We start from the raw sequence: 9535 nt of genomic DNA on the forward strand, positions 1-9535 counted from the left end.
ATCTGTTTCTTGTTCAATAAAAAAATAAGTGCCGGCGTGCCTGTCCCCATAAACATGCAAGCAGGGATTTTTTTCTTTTCTTTTCTTTCTTGTTCCCAGGCTCCAGCCTGGGAACAAGAGGTAACCAGGAACGAAGAACCAGGAACCGATTTTAACGACCAACATGTTGGTTTGAAATTTTCTCTAAGCACCTAAAAAGATTTTTAGCAAAAAGCATGCCTTAAAGGAAACAACCGGTAAATTCAGAAATTCGCAGACAAAGTCCGCCTCAATGATATCCAGGGGCGTGCTGTTGCAGCAGATCCAGAATTTTCAAGGCGGAATCTTTTTTTAGGGTACCTTTTTCCAGGGCCAGCTCCACTGTATATTTGCTCAGTTCACAGTACAGTCCCAACAGGTCCGGGTTTTCCCTGGAAATGGAAACCAGATGATCTTCGACGGTTTGAACATCACCCCGGGCAATGGGACCGGTAAGAGCGGCAGGTATCCCTATCTTCTCAATATTATTCAGGGTACCCTGGATCAGGGGCAGGAGGGCTTTGAGCGAGTCCTGCCTGTTTATCCCCGCGTATTCGTGCAGCTGCAGACCGAATCCTATTGTAGCCACAAAAAAATTGGACACCGCTGCTGCACCGGCATGATACAAAGGTTTTCCCCCCAGCAGAATATTCAGCTCTTTGCCCTGAAACACCCGGACCATTTCCCTGGCCCTATCCAGAGCGCTTTCATCCTCGCTTTCCAGGCAGAAATAAGAACCGGGAATGTTTTTTACGGCCTCCTGCACACTGGGCAAACTCTGCAGGGGATGCATGGAAACTGTAACGGCCCCTTTATTTTTTGCGGACATTAAAACATCAACCGACAAAGCCCCGCTGGTATGGATAACCAGGCTCCCCGGCATGAAACCGTCCCTGTGAGCGATATTCTCGCAGACCTGCCTGACGGCGTCATCGGAAGTGGTAAGAAATACAATCCCGGCAGAGCGGGCAGTGCCGGCCAGGTCTGTGGAGGCCTCGCCCTGCCCGATGAAATCCCTGGCCTTGACCGCGGACTCCAGGCTTCTGCTGGCAATCCCGGTAACAGTATATCCGGCATTGCAAAGCAGATATCCCATCGCCGTACCAACTACTCCGGCACCGATGATAGCTGTGTTCTTCATACTTCCCCGCGCTCCCATACACCCATAGGTCTAAATTCCAGCCTTATCCAGGACCATGGGGATTTTCTTTTCCCAGCCGATGGCCATGATATGCACGCCTTGACACATGTCCTTCATGCCCTTGACCAGATGGGATGCGATCTCCACGCTGGTTCTGGCCTTGTCTTCGGTTTCGGCCATAGCCTTGATCTGGGACTCGGGCACGGATATGCCGGCCACATTTTTGTTCATGAACTTGGCCATGCCAGCGGATTTGAGCATGATGATCCCGCCCATTATGGGGACGTGAAATCCCTCTACGCGTTTCATGAATTTTTCAAAGCTGTCCAGCTCGAACACCCCCTGGGTCTGAATAAACCTGGCCCCGGCCTCGATCTTCTTTTCCAGCTTGATCAGCTGCATCTCCAGCCCGGCACCGGCGTCCGCCCCGGGATTGACCACCGCTCCCGGAAAAAAGTCCGGCACTCCTTTGAGTTCGTTTCCGGCCATATCATGTCCGCCGTTCAAAGTCTGCATCATCTGCAAAAGGCTTACGGAATCACAGTCAAAAACCGGCATTGCTTCCGGATGGTCACCCAGAACAGGGTGATCACCGGTGAGGGCCAGGACGTTTTTCACCCCCAGAACCCAGGCACTTAAAAGATCCGACTGCAGGGCCAGTCTGTTTCTGTCCCGGCAGGTGAGCTGGTATATGGGCTCAATGCCTTTATCCGCCAGAATATGGCTGACTGCCAGAGAACCCAGCCGCATGACCGAGCTTTGCAGATCTGTGACATTGATGGCATGTATCCTGTCTTTGATGGCCTCGGCGTCCTCCAGCAGCTCATGCATGTCAGTGCCTTTGCCCGGCCCAACCTCTGCGGTAATCAAAAATCTGCCTGACTCTACTGCTTCCCTGAATCCCATACAATAACTCCTGTTATTATAAAACACCTACAACCAGGCAAGTGCTTGTGCAATTACTCTGCCCTGTTCAACCTGGCCGGATGCACCCTTCTGGCCTTGGGTGGAGTGGTTTCCTTGAGAAGGTGCACCTGCCCCAGACGGACCAGGCGGACATATATAAGCTGCCAGGCACAGCGGGTATCTTTGGACACCTCACAGTTGCCTGCCTGAGCCCCTCCGCAGGGGCCGTCTGTAAGACTCTTGGCGCATCTGGCCACGGGGCATATTCCTCCGGTCCTGGACAGGATGCACTGCCCGCAGGCTGCGCAGGTTTCCATAAACCCACCCTGGCCGTCAGCCCCGCCGAAAAAGACGGTATCCAGGGCCGGGTATACTGGGATATTGCCCAAAGTCTCAGCCATGGTCTGCACCCCTGCCCCGCACCCCATGGACAAAATGGCCTCGTACCCGGCCGCCTTGTCCCTGATCTGTTCAATAAACATGGGATCGCACTGGCGCAGCTGGGTTTCCTGACCTACCTCCAGTTGCTGCCCCTGGCTTTTTGCAGCGGTACGCAGAGAAGAAGCCAGCACCTCCACCTGCTGGGCCCCACCGCTGAGGCAGACTGTTACGCAACTGCCGCAGCCGGATATAAGGACCTTGCTGTATTTTTTTATCGTGTCCTGAATCTCGGCCATGGGCTTTACTTCAGCAACAATCATGTTCTCACCTTCTTTGTTTGCTTGATTTTGCCATCAGAAGTGTCATTTGTTAAGTTTCAGCATTTAATTATCAACCTTCAACAATCTTCAGCCGCTCAGGGTCCATTCCGATACTTTCAAGTATCCGGGCTGCCTTTTGAACATTTCTGCGGGTCCACAGGCTGCAGTCCTTGAACTTGCAGTCATCTTCGCCGCAACCGGACACCAGGACCTCTCTGGCCCCGGCCTCAAAAGGGACCAGGAGTTCATATACGTCAATGCGCCCAAGCCCGGGCCTGTTTATAGTGTATACATTTTCGCCCTGAACATCTCCTGGCCTGAACTTACTGAAATCACAGACATAAGCAAAGTTGAACTCACCATGGGAGCTACTTTCAGCTTTTTCAAGCACCCGGCGAATATTCTGGCGCAGCTCTGTTCTGGACTCCAGCCTGAGATCAATGGCCGAAGCCGGGCATTGACCAGCGCAGATCCCGCAGGCCTGGCACTGGCTCATATCAATGACAGCCTTTTCCTCCCCCGGCCTGGGGACATTATACGGACAGACCAGGACGCAATTCAGGCATACGGCACAGTCCTGGGAAACATGAGCCCCCAGACTGCAGTGCAGGCAGCGGGCTTCTTCCGCCCTGGCCTGTTCTGGAGTAAAAACATGCTCCACTTCATCAAAAGAATGAACCCTGGAGCCGGGATTAAGGCAGACCGGCTTTTGCCTGCCAGCCTCAGGCACTAAGCGGGCCACGTCATCATCCAGGTCCTCAAGAACCTTTTCCTGTTCTTCCGGTGACTGATCCATGCCGCGCAGATACCTGTGCACTGCATCAGCCGCCTTTCTGCCCGAAGCTATGGCCTGAACCACTGTAGTGGGTCCGCTGACAAAATCTCCTCCGGCAAACACCCCTGGAGTCCTGGTAGACCCGGCAGCGTCCTTTATTTCCAGCCTGTCCCCTCCTTCTGTGCAGAGTTCCTGTACGGCCTCGGTCCTGGGTGCGTAGCCCGTGGCCAGGATGATGGTATCCGCCTCCATCTCGAAAGCAGAGTCCTCCACGCAGGTCAGCTTGCCCTTTCCCCCGCAGGACTTATCCAGATCCATGCGCACGCAGCGCATTTTTTCCACTTTGCCGCTGCCTTCAAAGGCTTCCGGAGCCGTAAGGAACTCAAACCTGACCCCTTCTTCCCGGGCATCTTCCACCTCGTCCATCCCTGCGGGCATTTCATCAATGGTGCGTCGATAAGCAATGGTCACATCTTTGGCCCCCAGCCTTAGACAGGTCCGGGCCGCATCTATAGCCGTATGACCGCCTCCGATGACAATGACTTTATTGCCCGGATTAAATTTTTTACCCCGGCTGACGTCCTTTAAGAACTCCACGGCAGTCCAGACTCCGGAGAGCTCCATTCCGCTGCACTCGGGACAGGTGCTTTTTTCACTGCCCATACCCAGAAATACAGCATCAAAATCCTTTTGCAGGTCCTGCAGGGAAATATCCCTGCCCAGCATGTACCCGGTTTTTATTTCCACGCCCAGGGAACGGATGCGGTCCACCTCCGAGCGCACCAGGTCCAGGGGCAGTCTGTACCTGGGAATACCCCGGGTGAGCATGCCTCCAGGCTCATCCTCGGATTCATAGACTGTTACGTGGTAACCCATAAGGGCCAGGTCGTGGGCCGCAGTCAGGCCGGCAGGACCGGCTCCCACTATGCAGACTTTTTCTGAAAAACGGGTTTCCGGGCCTGGAACTTCTGAACCAACGGAGGCACTGTCCGAGGCAAAACGCTTCAGGGCCCTGATGGCCACCGGCTCATCCACGCTTTTACCCCGGCGGCAAACGGATTCGCATTCCCGGGTACAGATACGCCCGCAAACTGAAGGAAAAGGGTTGGTCCTGCGGATAATCCTGTCGGCTTCCTGCACGTCTCCCCTGGCAATGGCCGCCACATAGCCCTGGACATCCATGTGGATGGGGCATTTTGCCTGGCAGGGAGGCATTGCATTAATCTTCATGGATATAGCACTCCTTGTAAGTTTGGACGGGGCCAGCCCTGCCAAAAGACCGGCCCCCTGAAAAATTTATTCCAGGTATGAGTCGCAGTAGAGGATGTCGTTCTTGAAAAGGCGGGCGGTCTTCATGGATTCCATCAGTTTCTGATCCATGGGATCGGCTATGGCTGCGTCCAGGCCTACGGTCATGAGCATGACCAGGTAGGTGGAACTTAGAATACTGTGCAGCCTTTCAGGTGTGCCATTATAAACGTTACTCAGGCCTACCACGGATTTAATGGGCGGGTCATTGAGCTGACGGAACATCTTGATGGCCTCCACCACTTCCATGGCCTGGTTCTGGGCTACGCCCACCGGCAGAATAAGGGGATCAAGGTAAAGGCGCTCCACGGGAACGTCGAATTCAGCCATGGCGGTCATGATATCCACGGCAATGGCCACCCGCTCGTTGGCGTCGCGGGAGACACCGGCCGAAGTCATGGTCAGGCCTATGACGTCGGCATCGTACTTTTTGGCCATGGGCATAATTGTCTCCAGCTTGGCCCTGTCCCCGGAAGTGGAGTTGATTATTGCCGGATTTTTGCATACCTGCAGCCCGGCCTCCATGGCCTCGGCATTGGTGGTGTCCAGGGACAGAGTCACGTCTGTAACCTCCTGAACAGTGTTTACCAGCCACTGCATGATTTCCGGGCCGTTCTTGGTGGCCGGCCCGGCGTTGATATCCAGAGCATTGGCCCCGGCCTGCACCTGGCTGACTGCCAGGTCCTGGATGGGCTTTTTGTCCCTGTCCTTCATGGCCTGCCCGATCTTCTTGAGCATGACATTGATCTTCTCACCGATAATTAACATATTTCCCCCTTGATTCCAGGTCGGAATATCCATTTCTTGTTACTGCAAACGCTCTTTCAAACCATTCACCAGCACCTCTATCTGCCGGTTGAAAGCAGCATCCCCGGGATCCGGGGCAGCCTCCTTAAGTGAAGCCAGGCGGACTCCGGGACTGTCCTGCACAACTCCCAGGATATGCATATTCTTGAGCCCCTTTCTTAAAAGCTCTTCCTCTTCAGAGGAGCGGACCTTGTTTAGAATCACCAGTACTTTTTCTATTCCCGTTTCCCTGGCCAGCCTGTCTATGGTCCTGGCGGTCTGAATACTCTGGCGGTCCGGGTCAGCCACCACCAGCAAGGCATCAACACCCTTGGCGGTTCCTCTGCCCAGGTGCTCTATGCCGGCCTCCATATCCAGAAGGACCAGTTCCTTTCTCCTGAGCACCACGTGGCTGACCAGGCTCTTGAGCAGAGTGCTCTGGGGGCAGATGCAGCCGTGTCCCCCTTTTTCTATAGCCCCCAGCACCAGAAGCCTGACCCCGTCATGCTCTACGGACATGCTGTCCGGAAGGTCGTCCACTCTGGGGTTTAATTTGAACATGGACCCGCTCTGTCCCGGCTTGGCCCCGGTACGTTCTTCAATTAGCTCCGAGGATCTGGAAATGGGCAGGATCTGTGCAGCCTTTTCCGAAGGTATTCCCAGGGCCGAAGCCAGGTTGGAATCCGGATCCGCGTCTATGGCCAGCACCCTGTAGCCCTGCCCGGCAAAGAGCCTGGCCAGGCAGGCGCTGATGGTGGTCTTACCCACGCCGCCTTTACCGCTTACTGCCAGTTTCATATATCTACCTGTCTGTAAAAAAACAGTCTATTGCCAGGACTTGAGAAAACCGGGTATTTCACTGGCTTCCCTGGGCCCGACCATAACTTCCCAGCCTTCAAGCTCTTCTTCCAGTTCGCCTTTAATCTGGGCCACATATCCTGGAATGACTACCTTGCGGTGCTTGACCTTGTCTTCGATGCCGCTTTTCTTGATAAATGCCGCAATCTTTTCCGCGGTGAACTTGCCCGCGGCCCAGGCAGTAAGTGTCGACAGACCTTCGGAGTCAACGATGCCCAGGTGGGCCGGACGCTTGCTGGACTCGATCTCGGAAGAGACAATGAAATAAGTCAGGGAAAAGTTGGTTGTAACCAGAATCGGTGCAGAGTCGCCCGGGGAAGCGAATTCGTAGAATCCCTCCTTGACCTGCATGGGCCGCTGCGGATCTGTGTAGATATTCTGGCGCAGGACGAACAGCGGCAGGGCGCTCCAGGGCTGCAGGTTGTTCATGACCATTATTCCGCCGTATTTCATCACATAAACAGCGGCATGGATGGCTTCCAGCATTTCATCCTGGGTTTCCTGGCAGGGAAAAGTAATGGTGGGGTAGCCCAGGGGACGGAATTTCTTCTTCAGGGCGGAGCGGCGCATCATGACCAGGTTTTCCAGGGTCTTGGACAGGTCCCTGCTGCCGCTGTCCAGGACCAGATCCTTTACCCCGGCCTTGCTTATCTTCTCAGTAAGACCTGAGAGTTCCTCCAGGGAACCGCCGCGCACAACCATGGGACACTTGTGCTTTCTGGCCAGCTCGGTCATGGCATTGGAATTATCTGAGGTGGCGGAAGCGATAAGAGGCTTTCCGGTTCCGCACACGTCCAGGGCAGCGGACATGACATCGGGTTCGTCGCTCATGAGTACCAGAGGCAGGTCGCAGGCACCTTTTACCTTTTCCACCAGGCCGGCAAAGCTGGATTTGTCCCCGGATGCGCACTTCAGGGCTGCCAGGTCTGTCTTGAGTTCGTAACCCACGCGCTCAAAGCGCAATTTTTTGAGACTCTCCAGCCTGGAATCCACTTCCGCGGCCTCCATGGAATCGTCAATAACCAGGGCAAAGCCGCAGGGCTTGAAAAAAGTCTTCTCGTGTCGGAACAAAACCTGCTCACCGCCTATCTTCAGGGCATTTTCCCCCTGACCGATGGTAACTTCCCGCATGGGCGGAGCCGAGGCTTCAGAAAGGGCGTCCTTGGCCTCCTGGCTCACATGAGGACATAAATCCAGACTTGCTCCACCGGAAGCAAGCTTCATGGCAAAAGCCAGGCAGGTGGGCACTCCGCAGTCTCCGCAGTTGGTCTGGGGCAGCTTTTTGAAAATATCAAGTCCGGTCAAAGCCATTATCGCACCTCCAGGTACATTTTAATTTTTGTTGTAAATCTCTGTGTACTGGTATCTGTTTAACGCTTTGCATGTGGCACCGGGACTGGCTAACCCCGCACTTATTTTTTCAAATATGCTGAAATTTTCTGTGGCAGAAATAAGTGCGGGGGTGCCTGTCCCCTGCTTTCTCTTAAAAGTTAAACAGATACGTGTCCTGCATGCTTAAAACAAGACTTCTTGAGCCCTATTTTACTCCCAGACCTTCCATAGTACTGCGCATGAGCTTAACCGTTTCCGGATGCCTGACCACTACTATGTCCGCCCCGGCAACCAGAAGACTGGTCACTCCGATGGCTTCCCACATTATGCCCCGCTTTACCGGATCACCGTATTCCGGGTGCTCGTCCGTTCCCACTTTGGCTTCCTTGGCCTTCCAGGCTTCCCGGCCCATGTCGCAGATGATGGGCATCTGCATCATGGCGTCGTTTTGCTGCAGAGCGGTCAGGCGATCCCTTTCAATTACCGAATAGGTGTATTCCAGGCCGTAACCCAGGGCACCGGTGGAGGGGTCGATCAGGATGCGCTGGGCCGGCATGCCCAGGTTGGTCATGAGGATATTGAGCTGTTTGGCCATATTCACATCAATGGGGGTCTCACCGGCCACGTTGTGCCCGAAACCCATGGCCGCAGCAGAAATGGTCTTGTAGTTCTCCTCCACAGCCGGTCCCAGGACCATGGCCCTGCCCTCCATCTGTTCAGCGACCTTTTTCAAGACCTCGCCATCCTTGGCGGCATTGCCGCAGCCGTAAATGATCAGGGGAATCTCCACGGAATCAGCCACCTTTCTGACCACTTCCAGGGCTTCGTCCGGGCCTTTGTCCGCGCCGTTGGGGTCGATGCTTAAAAGCCTGAGGCAGATGAGATCCGCCCCGAACTCGTCTTTGCACTTGGCAGCCCATTTCACTGGATCGTCCCAGACATCCCCCAGCACGTCCTCCAGGGCCTTAGCCCAGTCCCCGGGGGCTTCATCGCAGACTTCCATAGCCAGTCTGGGGCGGTTGGGCATTTCCCCTTCAAAGAGATAAAAAGGTTGAGTAGTTTCCCCTCCTACCTGCACCCTGGCATCACCTGTACCAATTTCAACTTTGTTGATCTTGCCGGTATAACGGTCTATGGGAGCGCTGTAGCTCATGATTATCTGTCTCCTTCTAATCAGTGTTTACCTGTGTGATCCGCTGCCCCAATGAAGTTTTGCCTTCAACGAGGTGGGCAGGATTTTTACATCGTCCTGAAAAAACGTAATTATTTCCCATCAATGGCAAAGAGTTAGGGTCCGGGGGCTTTGCAAACTGGGCGTAAACTGTCTGAACGACGTAGGGAGCGTTAATCAAAACCGTAACACACCGAACTTGATTCAAAGCATGTTATAGGAAATATCCCGGTTATCAAACCCGTGTATAGGTTTTGATTTACGCTTCCTTGGAGTGAGTCTTTACGTCCTGTTTGCAAAGTCCCCGGACCTTAGGTGAAAAGTTATGGTCCGCCGACTCTTTTTCTCGCGGACTTGACGGTATTTGACATGAGCATGGCAATGGTCATGGGGCCTACCCCGCCCGGAACCGGGGTAATGGCGGAAGCCTTTTCCTTGACTTCCTGGAACGCCACATCCCCTTTGAGGCCGTCTTCCACACGATGAATGCCCACATCCACCACCACGGCTCCTTGTTTGACCATATCCGCTGTGACCAT

General features: G+C 54.3%; 9 protein-coding genes and 1 pseudogene. All 10 read right to left on the reverse strand.

Features of this window, described 5'->3' with window-relative positions:
* On the reverse strand, positions 1 to 191 hold a 191-nt coding region (locus tag QZP87_RS03410), incomplete at its 3' end, for a hypothetical protein (RefSeq protein ID WP_291321512.1).
* A gap of 77 nt (positions 192 to 268) precedes the next feature.
* Positions 269 to 1159, reverse strand: coding sequence for a DUF2520 domain-containing protein (locus QZP87_RS03415; RefSeq protein WP_291321513.1), 891 nt, complete (start codon positions 1157 to 1159; stop codon positions 269 to 271).
* Between the two features lie 30 nt (positions 1160 to 1189).
* On the reverse strand, positions 1190 to 2065 hold the full coding sequence (locus tag QZP87_RS03420; protein ID WP_291321514.1) for a methylenetetrahydrofolate reductase: 876 nt from the start codon (positions 2063 to 2065) through the stop codon (positions 1190 to 1192).
* A gap of 53 nt (positions 2066 to 2118) precedes the next feature.
* Positions 2119 to 2766 carry a methylenetetrahydrofolate reductase C-terminal domain-containing protein gene (locus QZP87_RS03425; protein ID WP_291321515.1) on the reverse strand — a complete coding sequence of 216 codons (648 nt, stop codon included), beginning with the start codon at positions 2764 to 2766 and terminating at the stop codon, positions 2119 to 2121.
* Between the two features lie 70 nt (positions 2767 to 2836).
* Complete coding sequence (locus tag QZP87_RS03430) at positions 2837 to 4771, reverse strand: FAD-dependent oxidoreductase (protein WP_291321516.1); 1935 nt, start codon at positions 4769 to 4771, stop codon at positions 2837 to 2839.
* Positions 4772 to 4837: 66 nt separating this feature from the next.
* Positions 4838 to 5617: a dihydropteroate synthase gene (locus QZP87_RS03435; protein WP_291321517.1), complete on the reverse strand. Its 780-nt coding sequence runs from the start codon at positions 5615 to 5617 to the stop codon at positions 4838 to 4840.
* A gap of 39 nt (positions 5618 to 5656) precedes the next feature.
* A complete protein-coding gene (locus QZP87_RS03440; protein WP_291321518.1) occupies positions 5657 to 6433 on the reverse strand; it encodes an AAA family ATPase in 777 nt (258 codons plus the stop codon).
* 27 nt (positions 6434 to 6460) lie between these two features.
* Positions 6461 to 7804 carry an acetyl-CoA decarbonylase/synthase complex subunit gamma gene (gene acsC, locus QZP87_RS03445; protein WP_291321519.1) on the reverse strand — a complete coding sequence of 448 codons (1344 nt, stop codon included), beginning with the start codon at positions 7802 to 7804 and terminating at the stop codon, positions 6461 to 6463.
* Positions 7805 to 8030: 226 nt separating this feature from the next.
* Entirely contained in the window at positions 8031 to 8978 is a 948-nt protein-coding gene (locus QZP87_RS03450) for an acetyl-CoA decarbonylase/synthase complex subunit delta (protein WP_291321520.1), read from the reverse strand.
* A gap of 341 nt (positions 8979 to 9319) precedes the next feature.
* Positions 9320 to 9535: pseudogene (locus QZP87_RS03455) on the reverse strand (bifunctional methylenetetrahydrofolate dehydrogenase/methenyltetrahydrofolate cyclohydrolase); the annotation flags it as partial.

Origin of the sequence: Desulfonatronospira sp., assembly GCA_003563255.1 — a bacterium.
GTDB lineage: Bacteria > Desulfobacterota > Desulfovibrionia > Desulfovibrionales > Desulfonatronovibrionaceae > Desulfonatronospira.